Source organism: Bacillus sp. EKM208B, assembly GCF_011800725.1.
Lineage (GTDB): Bacteria > Bacillota > Bacilli > Bacillales > Bacillaceae > Bacillus > Bacillus velezensis.
In genome coordinates this window covers 202,217-217,816 of the sequence record NZ_JAANHO010000001.1, presented here as the reverse complement: position 1 = coordinate 217,816, position 15,600 = coordinate 202,217, and the positions used below count along the sequence as shown (strand labels likewise).

The following is a 15,600-nucleotide window of genomic DNA, read 5'->3' as shown; positions in this document are numbered from 1 at the left end:
GGAGTGATATCGCTTTTTTTTATTGATAGACGGATGCAGGTACGAAAACGTCCCGGATTCCTGCCGCGTACGGTCCGAGATCATATTGTCCGAACACAATGGCAATGCCGTTTTTCGTAAAGAAGAAAGGTCTTTCGTTATTCAGGATGATCTCTTGTTTTTTGACGTCCTGGTCAAACAGATCGTCATGTTTCTTGATGTAGCCGTAAAGATAGTCTCTCGTCTTGTTAGCTTTCGTTTTTGTATTCAGCACATTATCGAGTGTGACCCGTTTTTTTGCGGCCAAGTCGTAATTAAAGGTCTGAACGGATGTCAGCCCGTGTGCGCCGCCTGTGTAACTGTAGTCTTCCGTCTGAATGCTGAGCTTGCCGTCTTGATTATACTTCACCTTGAAATCTGCCTGGTATTCCGCTTTGTAGCCTTGTTTTTCACCGTCTTTTTTGTTTTTCACATATTCTTGATACGATTGTTCAATATAACGTTTGAAGTCCTGATTGATTTTCTTTTCAAAAGATGCGTTTCCCGTATTTGTGACCTCGGGGTATGTCAGCTGTTTTACATGCTTATACGTATGGCTTTTGACAACGGGCTTTGCGGTTTGCGCGGCCTCGGCTGAAGGCGCGAAACCTCCGAACGGCGCGGCTGTCAGCACGGTTAAGAGCACAGCCGCCATCATTTTGAATGCCTTTTTCATCACAACTCCTCCTTTTCATTACCGTTCCCTTTTTGAAAACGGATTACACTCTATAGACAGCGCAGATCAGCAAATTGTTTCTGGGCCTTCTTTCACATTTTCTCCATGAAAAAAAGAGACATGGAAAATCCACGCCTCTTTTACCGTGAAGGTCTTTGCGCAATGGCTTCATAAACGGCTTCCGCCAAATCGGAGTTGCCGAACATCTCCAAAACGCCGATAACGGTTTGATCAGGAATCGGTTCTGATTCCTCCTTCGGCACGACAAGTTCTTCAGCCGTTTTTCGCAGCTCTTCGTTTAAAGGCTGTCCGGGGTAAGCCTTGCTGTAAATGGCCATCGGATCAAGGTCATGATTGACGCACCATTGGGCAAACACCAAAATCATCATGTTTTCGTCACGCCGGTAATATTCTTCGAGTTGTTTTTCGGTAAACGGCTTCACTATTATTCGCTCCTCCAGAAAATCTACCCCTAAGATACACAAACAAAGAGCGGAAGTAAACCAAAGATCATTTCACCAGCAGTCAGAACCCTTTAAATAATGCAATGCCCTGACTCTCTAAAACTGTTGTCTGAATGTCCCGGACAGCGGAAGGTACGGATTTGCACGGAAGCCATTTTCGTTTTCTCCAAATATTAATGCTTCGTTCAGATATTTCACTTTCACAAGAAAAAAGCGCCCCCCTCATAAAAGGCGCTTTTTCATTCTTATATGTTTCTGTCCCAATGCCGATGCTCAGCCACGGCCTTCAGAAATTGTTCATGGTTTCCGTCCGGAACAAGGCCGGGGCCGTTTTCGGTTCCGGCGGCGAGGGCGAGAAGTTCTTTTCCTTCACCGGAGGCGCCGATCGCTTTGTAATGGCTGAAGGCTTCGCTGACGAAGTCTCTGGCCGATTTTTGGGCTTTGAGGCTGTATGTGCTTTGTTTTCCGCCCGGAATGAAAACAGCGTCGTACAGGACGGAATCCGCTGTCAGGAAAGTGGCTGACGCTTCGAGCTCCGTGCCGTTTTCTCCCTTGACGGTTCCCAGCGCGGGGCTGATGATATCGGCTCTGACTCCCGCCTGTTTGCATGCATCAAGCACTTGTTTGACTTTCTCATCAGAAAACCCGTGGTCGGTTAAAACCGCAACCTGTCTTGTCGCTGCCGTCTTCACCGTGTTTTCCTGGCTTAAGGCAGGGGAAGTGAACGTTTCATCAGATTCACGGTCCTTCGGCGGCGGGTTCACGCCGATTCCTTTCGCAACACGCTCGGCAAGCCCGGCGTCGACGTGACTGAAGACATCAACCACCTGCTGCTGCACATCCTTGCTGTTCACTTTTCCGACTTCAAAACAGAACGCGGAGATGATATGTTCTTTCTCAGCGGGAGACATGCTGTTCCAGAACATCTTGGCCTGAGAAAAATAGTCATTGAAGCTCTCACTGCGCTGGCGGATTTTTCTGCCTTCTACTTTTTCCTGGTAATGAACGTATCCGCCTTCTTCTTCTGAGGCCGGCGACGGATCATTGTTCTGCAGGGAATTTTTATGATAGGCGACGGGACCCTTATTAATCGTCATCCGGTGGTAGCCGTCGTATTGGTTGTTATGGAACGGGCAGACCGGCCGGTTGATCGGAATCTCGTGAAAATTCGGCCCGCCAAGACGGATGAGCTGTGTATCTGTATAAGAGAAAAGCCGGCCTTGAAGAAGCGGATCATTGGTGAAATCAATGCCCGGCACGACATTTCCCGGGTGAAAGGCGACCTGTTCCGTTTCCGCAAAGACATTGTCCTGATTGCGGTCAAGGGTCATTTTTCCGATCAGCTTGACGGGAACCAACTCCTCCGGCCACAGCTTCGTCGGATCAAGGATATCGAAATCGAATTTGAACTCGTCTTCTTCGTCAATCATCTGAACACCGAGCTCATACTCGACTTTGCCGCCGTTTTCAATCGTTTCCCACAGGTCGCGGCGGTTGAAATCGGGATCTTTCCCGGCAATTTTCTGCGCTTCATCCCATACGAGGGAATGAACGCCGAGCACGGGTTTCCAGTGGAATTTTACAAAGCGCGCTTTTCCTTTCTCGTTGACGAAACGGAACGTATGCACGCCGAAGCCCTCCATCATCCGATAACTTCGCGGGATGCCGCGGTCAGACATCGTCCACATGACCATGTGCGCGGATTCAGGATTGTTTGCGACAAAATCCCAGAACGTATCATGAGCCGTCGCAGCCTGCGGCATTTCATTGTGCGGTTCCGGTTTTATGGCGTGAACGAGATCCGGGAATTTGATCGCGTCCTGAATGAAGAACACCGGAATATTGTTTCCGACGAGGTCATAGTTCCCTTCTTCAGTATAAAACTTCGTCGCAAATCCCCTGGCGTCACGGACGGTGTCGGCTGACCCCTTGGAGCCCGCCACTGTTGAGAAACGGACGAAAACAGGCGTTTTGACGGACGGGTCCTGCAAAAATTTCGCCCGTGTATATTCCGTCATCGGTTCGTACACCTGAAAATGCCCATGAACGCCGTACCCGCGCGCATGAACGACCCGTTCCGGAATCCGCTCGTGGTCAAAGTGCGTCATTTTTTCACGAAAATGAAAATCCTCCATCAGCGTGGGGCCGCGGACGCCCGCTTTTAAAGAATGCTCATCCTCAGACACGCGAAGCCCCTGATTGGTCGTCATTTTTTTGCCGCTGTTATCAGACCGGTACTGCTCCAGCTGTTCGTCCTTTGAGTGTTCATTTACTCGTTTGTTTTGATCATCACTCATGTCAGTTCCCCCTTTTAAAACGAAACATTCTACAGCACATTTACCCGCGGCGTTCTTCATATAAACTGCTGATCCGTTCATTAGGATTTTAGGTCTGTATTTACATATGCGGTCATACACATTTTGAAATAAGCCATTTTCACAGAAATAAGTTGTGAAAGCGCTTACTAATACAGCTGTTGAACAGGGGAGGTCATATCGTGCTTGCCATACTCGGTTTTGTGATGATGATTGTCTTTATGTATCTTATTATGTCTAACCGGCTTTCCGCTCTTATTGCTTTGATTGTCGTTCCTGTTGTGTTTGCCCTGATCAGCGGATTTGGCAAAGATCTCGGCGAGATGATGATTCAAGGCGTTACAGACCTCGCTCCTACCGGGATCATGCTGTTATTCGCCATCCTGTATTTCGGCATTATGATTGACTCAGGTTTGTTTGATCCCCTCATTGCCAAAATCCTATCGCTTGTCAAAGGGGACCCGTTAAAAATCGCCATCGGCACAGCGGTTCTGACGATGACCATTTCGCTGGACGGAGATGGGACAACAACGTACATGATTACGATTGCGGCAATGCTGCCCCTTTACAAACGGCTCGGCATGAACCGTTTGGTGCTGGCGGGGATTGCGATGCTCGGTTCGGGAGTCATGAATATTATTCCGTGGGGCGGGCCGACGGCGAGGGTTTTAGCTTCCTTGAAATTGGACACGTCAGAAGTTTTTACGCCGCTGATTCCCGCTATGATCGCCGGCGTTCTCTGGGTGATCGCCGTTGCTTATCTCCTCGGAAAAAAAGAACGGAAGCGGCTCGGCATCATTTCGATTGAACATGCACCGTCTTCTGATCCGGAGGCGACGCCGCTCAAGCGTCCGGCTCTCCAATGGTTCAACCTGCTGCTGACTGTCGCCCTGATGGCCGCGCTGATCACCAGCCTGCTGCCAATCCCTGTTCTTTTTATGATCGCGTTCGCCATCGCCTTGATGGTCAACTATCCAAATGTCAAAGAGCAGCAGAAACGGATCTCAGCGCATGCGGGTAATGCGTTAAACGTTGTCTCAATGGTGTTTGCTGCGGGCATATTCACAGGCATTCTCTCCGGCACAAAAATGGTGGATGCGATGGCGCATTCTCTCGTTTCCCTCATCCCTGATGCCATGGGCCCGCATCTGCCGTTGATCACTGCGATTGCCAGCATGCCTTTCACCTTTTTCATGTCGAATGACGCCTTTTACTTCGGTGTCCTTCCCATCATTGCCGAAGCCGCTTCCGCTTACGGAATAGACGCCGCTGAAATCGGAAGAGCCTCCTTGCTGGGCCAGCCGGTGCATCTGCTCAGCCCGCTTGTGCCATCCACCTATCTATTGGTCGGAATGGCGGGCGTCAGCTTTGGCGACCATCAAAAATTCACTATTAAATGGGCCGTGGGAACAACGATTGTGATGACGATTGCGGCGCTTTTGATTGGGATTATTTCGTTTTAATTAAAAAAGGATTTCCGTTTGCGGAAATCCTTTTCTGTACATTATTTTTTTGTATAGCGCACCCAGTCATAATGAGCGTATAGCGGATTTACACCATTGTAGGAACCGAGCCAGTCATCGACACCTATCCCATTCCACAAGTTCATCATGATCTTTCCCGGTGTTGTCGGGATTTGGCTTGTCGCAGTATGTTTTAATTGCCCATCGACATACCATTTAATAGAGTTTGGCTGCCAATCGAACGCATACGTATGATAGGCATTGGCCGCGTCAAATCCGAGATCCGCAACCTTCTCATGGTTTCCCGCGCCATTTGTATAATAATTAAATTGAACCTTTGTCGTGTCTTTTCCTAAAAATTCAATATCAATCTCATCCCAAGGAGTTCCATCCGTTGGACCTGTATAAGTGAAGAACGATGAAACGATCCCTGTGTTTTTAGCCGGTTTCATTCTGACTTCATAAAGTCCATAGCCATAGGTTTGAACGGAGCGGTTCTCCCCGCAGTCAAACTTGTTATAAGACGGGCTTGTCAGCGCCAAACGCATTTCACCTGATGACGTCATGGATACATTATTTGCACGCCACGTGCAGTTGAACATATCTCCATTGGAGTAACCATTTGCTTTTTGCCATAATCCGGAGTTATAGCTGTTAAAAGGTTCAAAAAACGATCCGCCTGTTTGAGCTGATGCAGTAGAAGTGATCGCACACAAACTCAAAAACAATCCAGTGACAAGAAGCAGCAGCACTCGTTTCATACGATAAAACATGTCGGCATTCCCCTTTCTTTGAAAGCGATTTCTTTATCGATCATACATGATTCTGTTAAAAGGGGACATCGGTCAGAATAATGATAATAATGAATCTTAAAAAAACCTAAATTACCATCAGCACAAACAGAAATGATCAGCGCTCATTGTAATTTAGGTTTTGCCTGCCTTAACCAAGTCATATGTGAATGTAAGACAAAATAAATACAAGGAAACTAAAATGGAATGCCCCGGCCCATGATGACCAATTCCTGATTGCCTTCTTTGAGCACACTGACGACATTATTACTAATGACTTTCGCAATCTTCAATTCTGTCTACCTCCCGCCTGACCATTTACCTGCTACACCTTTGAACTAGTTCAATATCTCCAGGTCAATCAGAAAACGCCGTTCAGAAATCTTTGTCCAACGATGAGGCAGCGGCGCATATAATGCAGAGAACCGGTTTTTGGGAAGGAGCGTGTGTGATGAAACGGTTTTCGAAAGAAGAAAGCAGCTGGATGCTGTATGATTGGGCCAATTCAGCTTATTCGGTCATTATTATGACGGCGGTGTTCCCCTTGTTTTTTAAAGCCGCGGCAGCGGAAAACGGTGTCAGCGCGGCTGATTCCACCGCTTATTTGGGCTATACGATTGCCGCCGCGACTTTTATTTTGGCGATGCTCGGCCCCGTCTTAGGAACGATTGCCGACTACAAAGGATGCAAGAAACGGTTTTTTGCCTTCTTTTTTCTGATCGGTGTGGCGGGCACCGCCGCGCTGGCTTTGATTCCCGGCGAATCTTGGATGCTGTTATTAATTTGTTATACGATTTCCACGATCGGCTTTGCCGGGTCTAATGTGTTTTATGATGCGTTTCTCGTTGATGTGGCCGCAAAGGAGCGGATGAATATGGTGTCCGCCAGGGGATTTGGACTGGGCTATATCGGCAGCACAATCCCTTTTCTCCTCAGCATTGCCGTCATTCTTTCAGCACAAGCGGAGGTGATTCCGCTGTCCGCCCAGACTGCCGGCCGCATTGCCTTTTTGATTACGGCGGCATGGTGGGGGCTGTTTTCGATCCCGCTCCTTCTCCGCGTCCGCCAGCGCTATTATATCGAGAGGGAGCCGCGGCTTGTACTCAGCAGTTTTATACGGCTGGCCGGCACGCTGAAGCAGATCAGGAAGCATCGGGCGCTGTTTTTGTTTCTGCTCGCCTATTTCTTCTACATCGACGGGGTCGGCACCATCATTACGATGTCCACATCATACGGGGCTGACCTCGGCATCAGCGCGGCAAATCTGCTGATTGTTTTATTTGTCACACAGGTCGTCGCCGCGCCTTTTTCGATTTTGTACGGACGGCTGGCCGAACGGTTTAAAGGAAAAACGATGCTTTATGCCGGAATCGGCGTGTATATGATTGTCTGCACGTATGCTTATTTTATGGATTCCGCTTTTGATTTCTGGGTTTTGGCTATGCTTGTCGCCACTTCCCAAGGAGGTATTCAGGCGCTGAGCCGCTCTTACTTTGCCAAGCTTGTCCCCAAACAGAACGCCAATGAGTTTTTCGGCTTTTATAATATTTTCGGCAAGTTCGCTTCGATTATCGGACCTCTTTTGATTGCCGTCACCGCCCAGCTGACCGGAAATTCGTCAGCCGCCGTGTTCAGCCTGATCATTTTGTTTGTAATCGGGATTGGCATCCTTGCGTTCGTCCCCGAGGAGACGACGTAAAAAAAGCCTGCACGCGGCAGGCTTTCTTTTTTATTTCTTGGCTTTATGGACTTTCAGTTTTTTGCCTTTGACCGTCGTATTTTTCATGATGTCAAGAACGTGCGGGCCTTTGCCGTTCAGAATTTCGACGTACGATGCGTTGTCCAAAATCGTGATAATCCCGATATCATCGGCTGAAACGCCGTCGATTTTCGCAATCGTTCCGACAAAATCGACCGCTCTGAGTTTTTTCTTTCTCCCGCCGTTAAAGTACAGCTTCATGATGTCTTTGTTTAACTGTTCGCTTTTGTCTGTTTTGACATCGGGGCGGGCGTTCAGTTTTTCCGCAAAAGCCGCTTTCCGTTCCGCTGTTTCTTTCTCAGACGGCGCCTCCCGCTTCTGGATGCGGAAACCGATATATGTCTCAATGTCATTCAGAAACCGCGATTCAGACGGCGTCACAAACGTAACGGCCCGTCCGCGGTGTCCGGCGCGTCCCGTTCTGCCGGTGCGGTGCACATAGCTTTCTTTTTCAAGCGGAATATCATAATTGATGACGAGGCTGATGTTTTCAATATCAATTCCTCTGGCGGCAACATCGGTCGCAATGAGATAGCGGAACTCGCCGCGCTTGAATTCATTCATGACGTCAAAGCGGTCTTCCTGCACCATGCCGCCGTGAATTTTATCGCAAGGGTAGCCCAGCCTGTCCAGTTCATCGGTTAACTGGATGACTCTTTCTTTTGTCCGGCAGAATATGATGCAGCTGTCCGGGTTTTCGGTGATCAGGACATCACGCAGCAAAGATGTTTTGTCCTCTTCTTCTGTTCTGGTGACAAAATGCTCAATGTCTTTTGTCGTCAGGCCTTCCGCTTTTACTTCAATCAATTCAGGGTCTTTCATATATGTGCGGCTCAGCTTCTCGACGTCATCCGGCAGCGTCGCTGAAAACAGCATGGTGACTCTGTTTTTCGGCAGATGCTGAATGATGGCTTCCACCTGTTCAATAAATCCCATATTCAGCATTTCATCCGCTTCGTCAATCACCACATACGCCAGCCGTTCAAGCGGCAGCGTCCCTTTCTCTATATGATCAAGCACACGCCCCGGCGTTCCGGCAACGACGTGGCTTTTTTGCTTCAGTTCGGTTTTCTGTTTGTCAAAAGAAGCTTTTCCGAAAACCGCCGTGGCTTTTATCCGTTTGAAACGGCCGATATTCGTGATATCTTCTTTAATCTGCGCCGCAAGCTCGCGGGTCGGCGTTAAAATCAGCGCCTGCGGTTTGTTTTCCTCCCATTCCGCAAGCTCACAGATCGGAATGCCGAAAGCCGCGGTTTTGCCGCTGCCCGTCTGCGATTTGACGACGAGGTCTTTTTTTTGCAGCGCGGCGGGGATGACGCGCCGCTGCACTTCAGTCGGCTCGGTGTATTGCAAGCCATTCAGCGCCCGTCGGATCTCGGGGCTGATCGCATATTCATTAAACTCATTCATGACTAAACTCCTTCTCTGTCCGGCTCCCCTCATTATACGCGAAATGCCGCCGCTTTACCCTGACGTTTTGCCGGGCCATTCGGGGGACTGCTTTTTCTTCATGTCAAGCACGACCCATTTGGCGCAATAAAAGCTCATGCTTCCTTCCCCGTCATCGACATAGTAGCGGATCGATTCCCAGCCGCCGTCGACCGGGCTGATATCCAGATGGATGTCGGTGATGCTTTCAAGATCATCCAGCCGGGCAGACCTCACATCCTCAAACCGCAGCACGGCATCATACTGCCCATCAGTCAGCTTCAGCTCAAACACCGGGATTTTATCATAATACTCGTTATACCCGGTATAGAATGTAAACTCCGTCAATTCAAAACAACCCGGCGAATCCGGCCCCAGCAGAACTGCTTTCTCATGTTTGTGCCATTCCATTTTGTGCCTCCTTTTTTTCAGCTGAATTGACATGTCTGACTCAAATGAATTTTTCTTACAAACCCTTATGAATTTCTTTATAAGTCTGCACCCAATCTTTTAATTCTTCAATCGTATGCAGATACGAATCAGGCGAATCTTTCAGATCAAACCCGCTCAAATACACGAGCATCTCCCAAACGTTTTCATCCTCAACCTCCGGATCATCTGCAGCCACGTACTCGCATGCCCAATCCGACACTTCTTCCCTCGCCGCTTGACCGTTCAGGATCAGATTAGCCTTCTTCAGACATTCTGCTCTTGTGGGTTCTTTCACGTTAGAAGCCTGCCTTTCATTTCTTGTTTAAAATGCTGACTAACAGCCTCCTGGCCCGTTCGTGCCGCCCGATTTCCCGGCTGAGCTCCGGATAATCTGTTAAAGCGTTTTTCAGCTGCACATATTGCGGATAAAGCTCAAAAAAGAATTTATATAACGCTTTACGCTGCCGCGCAGGCATTTGTTTATTCGCCAAAACAAAATCTAAGCTGCCGCAGATAAGCGCAAAATACTCATAAAAATCCCCAGCGCAGGCGGCACCCTCAAAGTCTTCTTCAAATCTTCCTGCATCTGAAGGCAGCGGACCCTCTAATTCTTTTTTGTGTAATTTCAAGCTTCTGATGACGTCATTATTTAAAGAATATCTGTTGGATCTTAACATCTCATTTAGCCGCTTTCCCATTACTGATATCCCGCTTATAAATCCCTGAATTCGAGACCGCGTAAATGGCATTGCTAGTCAGCTTCAGCTGATGCCCGGAAAGCTCATCGCCATCCGCATCACAGCACGTTATCTCTTGCATCGGCAGACTGACATCAGCCGGAATGAGAGACAGTGAATGATCATCTTTGCATATCCAAAACCCGTCATCTGAAATCGCTAGCTGGTCGTAAACCCCGGAATATGTTTTATCAGAAATAATCCAAACTCGTTTCACGTCGGTTTCATCAAACGCAGCAATGACTGTATAAGCGTAATACAGCATGTAGATCAGTCCGTCTTTTTCTGCAAGTGCATAGCAGTCATCTACAACGGGCGCATATATTTCTGAAAGCTGCTGATCAATGTGAGTTTCCTTTAATTGTCCGTCTAAAGTGAAGCACAGCACACTTTGACCATCAGGATTTTCATCGCTATAAATGCCTTCATCACTTAAACCGATCCAAAGGTTTTGTTTTTCGTCCAAAAGACTGCATGAAACCCCTGAAGGCAGAGAAAATGCACTTTGTTCTGTTCCATCTGCTGAAAATACCTTCACTTTATGCTCATGCGATTCAAAGAAAATCAGCACATACCTGTCAGCCGAACTCTGTTGAAACAGCATAATATCCTCACACGGAATTTGTTCATCAATATGAATCACTCGGGTATCGCCGGATTCATCCGTGATTGTAAACGAGAGACCGCCATTCTGATGCCGTCCAAGATACTGACGTCCGCAGTTGTCAAAGTGACAAAAACATCCTTTTACTGATTCATCGTGTATCTTGTTCATTTTTATTTTCATGTAATTGCCCCTTGCTATTTATAATGCGCGGCGAGCTTTTTTTGAAATTCATCCGGAACGATCTGATCCGGGAATACAACTGATATCCAGTCTAAAACATGATCATCTAACGGCCTCCATGATTCTAACGTTTTTCCCGCAATCTCCTGATCAATGCCTAAAATACAAATTTCAAATTCTCTCTCTCCGTAAATCGCCCACTTGAAAGTCGGTGAAGCCCATACGACGCGGGATGCAATATTCATTATGCAGTCATTTTTACTGTGCTTTGGATAATCAGTTAAGATTGAAAGATATTCATCTTCGGTTATATTTAAAGGAATCTTTAACCAGTCAAAATAGCCGAATTCCACGTGAAACCGATTCATATCATCAGGTTGTTCCAGAACAGCCATTAAGATAAATTCATCGTGATGATGATGCGCCAAACTTTTGAGCATCATCCAGCCTTCTTCAGACAAGACCCAGTGGAATTCCTCGAATAGATAATAATGTTTTTGTTGTTTAAATACTTGTTCGGGCAACGTTTTGTCTTCATGAAATAAGGAATATATCTGGGATTGAAAGACTGCCGATTCCTTTGTGTCCTTTATAAAAAAGGGGTGCATCTTGTACCTCTCTTCGGCGGTTTATACGCAAGCTCACAGCCGTATTCTGTGTGAAATAAACAGATAGCAAATAGGAAGGACGGCTCAACTACAATAAAGCTGTTAGAAAGCTGCCGGCCTTCAAAATCAATAAAATTCATGAGACAGTGCAGATGATTTGCACAATCCTTCAGCGCACATTTGATAGCGCCGACTTCATCACTATACGGATGAAACAGATAAACGAAATCATTCTTCCGTTCAATCCCCACATCCGCAATGGTCTCTAAAATAAGCGATACAGCTGCTTCCCTGCCGCTTATATCAACTTCACGCACTGCACTTTGGAAAGAGTTCGATAATACATTCTCTAATATCTTCCTGCTTTGTTCTGCCTCGGCAAATTGATAAACAAACCCTGATTCTTCACAAGATGTTAACCCGGCACAAACACGTTTCATTAAAAGATTCCTCTTATTTTCTTCAAGCTTGTCAATTAACTTTTTTCTCATAGCTGGGTACTTCCTTAGAGGATATTTTCATGCTGCACAGAAGTACTAAACTTTACCAAATATAAATCGTTACCATTAAAGATAAAAATGCGGTTCTGAACGGCTCTGTACGCTGTTTCTTCTTTTCTATCAATACCATGTATCATGACGTCAGCCTCTGATAACCCTTTGCTCTCTTCATGAAATGCAAATACGTTATCCTCATGATTCTGTATCAGCAACACTCTATTTTTCGAAACGGACAGCTGGTCACAATAGGAGTATTGATCTCCGTTTAGCACATATTCTGCAACAGTACGAATTCTGTCCCGTCCAATCTGATAATGCCCGATGACACAGCAATCCTCTCCCTCGAAACATACATACAAATCAGATTTGATCGATTGTACGGCATAGCATTCGTGCATCATTTCTTTAAAATCATCCTCAAAATAAAACGTTCTGTCTTCTGCATGAAAAGCAAATATCGCTTTCCCTTGAGGGTTTCTCTCATCATACATACCCTCGTCCGTTAATCCGATCCATAATAATCCATCCTCACCCAGATGAAATACATTGGCGCTTAATAGAAAAGAACAAATCGGATTGATTTTATTACTGTTTACGCAGTATGCGGCCAATTGACACGTATGATTTTCCAGGTAAACGATCACGATTGTGTCATTATACGAATCAATCAGATAGAAATGGGCATCTTCAGAAAAGCCGCATAACTCTTTTTTGATTAAAAGAGAGCTTCCTTTCATAACCTCTAATATTATTTTGTGATCATGCACAGACACAATAAATAACTGATCATCCCTGCCCACATTGAAATAAATGATATTTTCCCTTTCATATGAACCAACCCGCTCCGCAGTAAGTTCTAACATCAGCAACACTCCGTTGATTAAGACTTTGGAATTTATATCAAATTAATCAATGATATATAAATCTGCTGCATCGTATTCAAACCAAATGATTTTTTCATTATACTCAGTGTTTACATCAACTTTTAGAGTGTTCAGGTTCATGTAGGACTTATTGTTGGCAGGGTTTGCTATTATAACAACAAAATCATTGATCGATGCTAAAAAATATAATTCATCTAATAAGTAATCTGCCATCAATTCTTCTTTGGTTAGGACACATTCAATATGAATGAACTTTTTCGATACAGTATTCATATGTATCATTTTCTTTTCAACCTTCTTCTTCCATTCTTCAATAAAAGAAGGTGTTGCCATAACTTCTATCAGAACGGTCTCGAATTCTAAGTCATTCATTAATTGAGAAAAAGTATCTTTACTCACTAGATCACACGAATATATTGAGTTGTATTTCAGTAGATTAATCACATCCAGATTCCCTATAGCCCCCAATGATTCTTTTTGTAAATGTAAAGGACTGCTCATATTACCTCCGAGAACGGTTTTTGTTATGTAAGAAAAGAGAGGCTGAGAACCTCTCTTATTTGTTTATTTATGACTTCGAACGATACGTATAAAATGATTGGTCGTCAAAGCGAACGGTTTCAGCTTCTATAGCAATTAGCATTCTGTTCATGTCAATGAGAAAGTTAGCATTTGATTGATACTCCGGAATTACAGAATTTGATAGATTTCCGATTCCTTCCGGATGATAACTCATCTCAAATACTTGCCAATTGTATTCTTCGGGATCTATTTTTTCTAATCTCATATCGCCAATATCTGCGCTAAAATAAACAGATGCTACATTTTGAAATAATATTTTATGTGTATATTCACTTTCTTTTTCAAAAACCTTAATATCAAGTGAAAGTTCTTTTTTAAACACATTAAAATCAAAATGAAGGACAGCGCACCCCTCATCTATATAATCAACCCAATCAATTATTGTTTTGTACATTGTTTATCTCCCTAAGGACGTTTTGGAGGATTTTTTGTGTCTTTGAGATCTGATTTTAAAGTCTTCACGAAAAATTCTAGCTTTTCTTCATTACAGTTCAATTTATAGAAAGTTGTATTTGAATGATTTTCCACAAATCTAATTATAAATCTGTAATATTCGTTTTCTTTATCAATACTCAAAATAAAAAATGGTTCAATTGTTTCTAAACGTATCCTATCTTGATTCCCTGCTAATAATGCTTCAATCCCTGATATCAGCATTTTATATTCACTTTCTAATAAAGCGGCGGAGTAATCGCGAGCGATTACTTTATTATGTTCTAACAGTTCAAACATTGTTGAGATAAAAGGATCATCCTCCGCCTCTTGATACCTTCTCGGTGTTATGTCAAGTTCCAGACAATCATCTCTAATTTTAGCCATGCTGCCTCCTCGTTTTGGGTGAAAAGAGAGGCTGAGAACCTCTCTTACATTAATAGACTAGGATTCATTTAACATTTCAATCATTTCTGCCGCTTCTAAGTACAATTCATTTATCTTGTTTTGAATTTCTTTTGCGATTTCTTCATCACTTTCTAGATCTGATAAATATCCAGCTTTACCTGAAAACAACTTTTTTTCACAAACCCATATATCTAAGTGGTCTACACAATAGCCGTCTTCATTATCGTGAAAGTCGGTGCCGTCCAAATAAGCTGCAGAAAAAAATATCAATGAATTATAGGTACTCTCAAAACAATCTGAGGGCCGTACTTCTTTTCCTATTTCTTTTTCGTGTCCGACTCTTCCAAAAGCAGCTTCAATTTTCAAACCCATTTTTCTAAACTTTTCTTGATTGTTTCTTATTTTATTTAATGCTATTCGTTCAAATTGTTTTTCTATTTGTAAGATCTCTTTCTGTGTAATAGAATTCAGGTTGATTTTTTTCATATTACACCTCGTTCAGAACTCAGAACATTTACTACTGTCAGTATCTGTACAAGCGAATGTAAGAAATCTGTCTTTTACAATTCATACTTTATGATTTCCTCCATTGTCATCCCTTCAAAATATTTATAAAGAATAGATTCTACAGATGAATGTCCAAATATACCCAATGGGTTAGTGATGTTCTTGCCTGTTTTCTCATCTGCCTCTGCTAATTCATCTTCTGATGCAAATGAATCGCCTTCACTTATGAGATATTTACCGTCTTCATATAAAACAAATTTTAGTTGAGAATTACTGTTTTTCTCTATTATCTCTTGAGGCATCTTGGATATTACTGTCCAATCCCCTTGAAGAAAACCTGTATACCCGGTATTTGCCGCAAATATTTTCTTATTTTCTTCTTTCATTAGACGAATAACTTCTTCTCAGAGTATTTTCAGTAAAAATATTATAGTACTGAATAAGAATGTCATCGTCTTTATTTTTTGATAGATCACCTTCAATAACCCAAGCATAAGTATACTTCCCGATCTTATCCAAAGGTATTTAATAACAGCTCCCGGTACTACTTTAGCTATTGATTTCGCTTTCCTGGTCGTTGCCTTTATTTCTACTATTCGCTTATCAACTAACTCCGTGAATGAAGAATCTCCATTTGTATTCATAACGGTAACTAAAGTTGCTAAGAATTCTTCTAATATCGGTTCTCTATCCAGATCCCTCTTATATCGTTCACAAAATTTTTCTACCGCATCAAAACATATATCTAAGCCTTCATCACTCAATAACACTTTCTTGTTTTTATATTCTTCTTCCCAATAACCCAATAG

20 protein-coding genes and 1 pseudogene are annotated in these 15,600 nt (G+C 44.2%); 2 read left to right on the top strand and 19 right to left on the bottom strand.

Translation table 11 applies throughout. The features are described 5' to 3' along the window. Positions 1-19 precede the first annotated feature (19 nt). From G9F75_RS01075 to G9F75_RS01065, 3 genes are all read right to left on the bottom strand, one after another. Positions 20-694: a DUF3298 and DUF4163 domain-containing protein gene (locus tag G9F75_RS01075; protein WP_121984278.1), complete on the bottom strand. Its 675-nt coding sequence runs from the start codon at positions 692-694 to the stop codon at positions 20-22. A gap of 140 nt (positions 695-834) precedes the next feature. Continuing rightward, positions 835-1,083, bottom strand: coding sequence for a hypothetical protein (locus tag G9F75_RS01070; protein WP_046341506.1), 249 nt, complete (start codon positions 1,081-1,083; stop codon positions 835-837). Between the two features lie 320 nt (positions 1,084-1,403). Continuing rightward, positions 1,404-3,455, bottom strand: coding sequence for a catalase (locus tag G9F75_RS01065; protein ID WP_167408880.1), 2,052 nt, complete (start codon positions 3,453-3,455; stop codon positions 1,404-1,406). Between the two features lie 200 nt (positions 3,456-3,655). Between G9F75_RS01065 and citH the strand changes: the two genes are divergently transcribed. Further along, positions 3,656-4,936, top strand: a complete 1,281-nt coding sequence (gene citH, locus G9F75_RS01060) for a citrate transporter CitH (protein WP_021494706.1) — start codon at positions 3,656-3,658, stop codon at positions 4,934-4,936. A gap of 41 nt (positions 4,937-4,977) precedes the next feature. On the opposite strand, the gene bglS is transcribed toward citH, so the two are convergent. Both bglS and G9F75_RS01050 read right to left on the bottom strand, forming a co-directional pair. Continuing rightward, the gene (bglS, locus tag G9F75_RS01055) at positions 4,978-5,709 is read right to left on the bottom strand and encodes a beta-glucanase (RefSeq protein WP_017418586.1); all 732 of its coding nucleotides are present in this window, start codon (positions 5,707-5,709) and stop codon (positions 4,978-4,980) included. 218 nt (positions 5,710-5,927) lie between these two features. After that, positions 5,928-6,020 (bottom strand): annotated as a pseudogene (locus G9F75_RS01050) (CAT RNA binding domain-containing protein); the annotation flags it as partial. Positions 6,021-6,175: 155 nt separating this feature from the next. On the opposite strand from G9F75_RS01050, the gene G9F75_RS01045 reads away from it, so the two are divergent. After that, positions 6,176-7,426: an MFS transporter gene (locus tag G9F75_RS01045; RefSeq protein WP_109567388.1), complete on the top strand. Its 1,251-nt coding sequence runs from the start codon at positions 6,176-6,178 to the stop codon at positions 7,424-7,426. Positions 7,427-7,456: 30 nt separating this feature from the next. On the opposite strand, the gene G9F75_RS01040 is transcribed toward G9F75_RS01045, so the two are convergent. The 14 genes from G9F75_RS01040 to G9F75_RS20005 form a co-directional block, all read right to left on the bottom strand. Further along, complete coding sequence (locus G9F75_RS01040) at positions 7,457-8,896, bottom strand: DEAD/DEAH box helicase (RefSeq protein WP_029972962.1); 1,440 nt, start codon at positions 8,894-8,896, stop codon at positions 7,457-7,459. Positions 8,897-8,950: 54 nt separating this feature from the next. Further along, on the bottom strand, positions 8,951-9,325 hold the full coding sequence (locus G9F75_RS01035) for a hypothetical protein (protein WP_015418534.1): 375 nt from the start codon (positions 9,323-9,325) through the stop codon (positions 8,951-8,953). Between the two features lie 55 nt (positions 9,326-9,380). Then, positions 9,381-9,641, bottom strand: a complete 261-nt coding sequence (locus tag G9F75_RS01030) for a hypothetical protein (protein ID WP_021494701.1) — start codon at positions 9,639-9,641, stop codon at positions 9,381-9,383. A gap of 16 nt (positions 9,642-9,657) precedes the next feature. Continuing rightward, positions 9,658-10,023, bottom strand: coding sequence for a YxiJ family protein (locus G9F75_RS01025; RefSeq protein ID WP_052018758.1), 366 nt, complete (start codon positions 10,021-10,023; stop codon positions 9,658-9,660). A 1-nt stretch (position 10,024) separates the two neighbouring features. After that, positions 10,025-10,870 (bottom strand): DNA-binding protein, encoded by an 846-nt coding sequence (locus G9F75_RS01020; protein ID WP_021494699.1) that lies wholly within the window; start codon positions 10,868-10,870, stop codon positions 10,025-10,027. A gap of 14 nt (positions 10,871-10,884) precedes the next feature. Then, positions 10,885-11,478 (bottom strand): hypothetical protein, encoded by a 594-nt coding sequence (locus G9F75_RS01015; RefSeq protein ID WP_021494698.1) that lies wholly within the window; start codon positions 11,476-11,478, stop codon positions 10,885-10,887. Beyond that, positions 11,460-11,969 carry a YxiF family protein gene (locus G9F75_RS01010; protein ID WP_021494697.1) on the bottom strand — a complete coding sequence of 170 codons (510 nt, stop codon included), beginning with the start codon at positions 11,967-11,969 and terminating at the stop codon, positions 11,460-11,462. Before G9F75_RS01010 ends, G9F75_RS01015 begins: the two co-directional genes overlap by 19 nt. Before the next feature lie 14 nt (positions 11,970-11,983). Continuing rightward, positions 11,984-12,841 (bottom strand): hypothetical protein, encoded by an 858-nt coding sequence (locus tag G9F75_RS01005; RefSeq protein ID WP_167408879.1) that lies wholly within the window; start codon positions 12,839-12,841, stop codon positions 11,984-11,986. A gap of 42 nt (positions 12,842-12,883) precedes the next feature. Continuing rightward, positions 12,884-13,363: a hypothetical protein gene (locus G9F75_RS01000; protein WP_167408878.1), complete on the bottom strand. Its 480-nt coding sequence runs from the start codon at positions 13,361-13,363 to the stop codon at positions 12,884-12,886. Positions 13,364-13,430: 67 nt separating this feature from the next. Next, positions 13,431-13,838, bottom strand: a complete 408-nt coding sequence (locus G9F75_RS00995; protein WP_021494695.1) for a YxiG family protein — start codon at positions 13,836-13,838, stop codon at positions 13,431-13,433. An 11-nt stretch (positions 13,839-13,849) separates the two neighbouring features. Then, positions 13,850-14,263 carry a WapI family immunity protein gene (locus G9F75_RS00990; protein WP_017418576.1) on the bottom strand — a complete coding sequence of 138 codons (414 nt, stop codon included), beginning with the start codon at positions 14,261-14,263 and terminating at the stop codon, positions 13,850-13,852. Between the two features lie 57 nt (positions 14,264-14,320). Next, on the bottom strand, positions 14,321-14,770 hold the full coding sequence (locus tag G9F75_RS00985; RefSeq protein ID WP_017418575.1) for a hypothetical protein: 450 nt from the start codon (positions 14,768-14,770) through the stop codon (positions 14,321-14,323). Positions 14,771-14,844: 74 nt separating this feature from the next. After that, positions 14,845-15,177: a hypothetical protein gene (locus G9F75_RS20010; protein WP_017418574.1), complete on the bottom strand. Its 333-nt coding sequence runs from the start codon at positions 15,175-15,177 to the stop codon at positions 14,845-14,847. Between the two features lie 18 nt (positions 15,178-15,195). Next, positions 15,196-15,597: a hypothetical protein gene (locus G9F75_RS20005; RefSeq protein ID WP_017418573.1), complete on the bottom strand. Its 402-nt coding sequence runs from the start codon at positions 15,595-15,597 to the stop codon at positions 15,196-15,198. Positions 15,598-15,600: the final 3 nt, after the last annotated feature.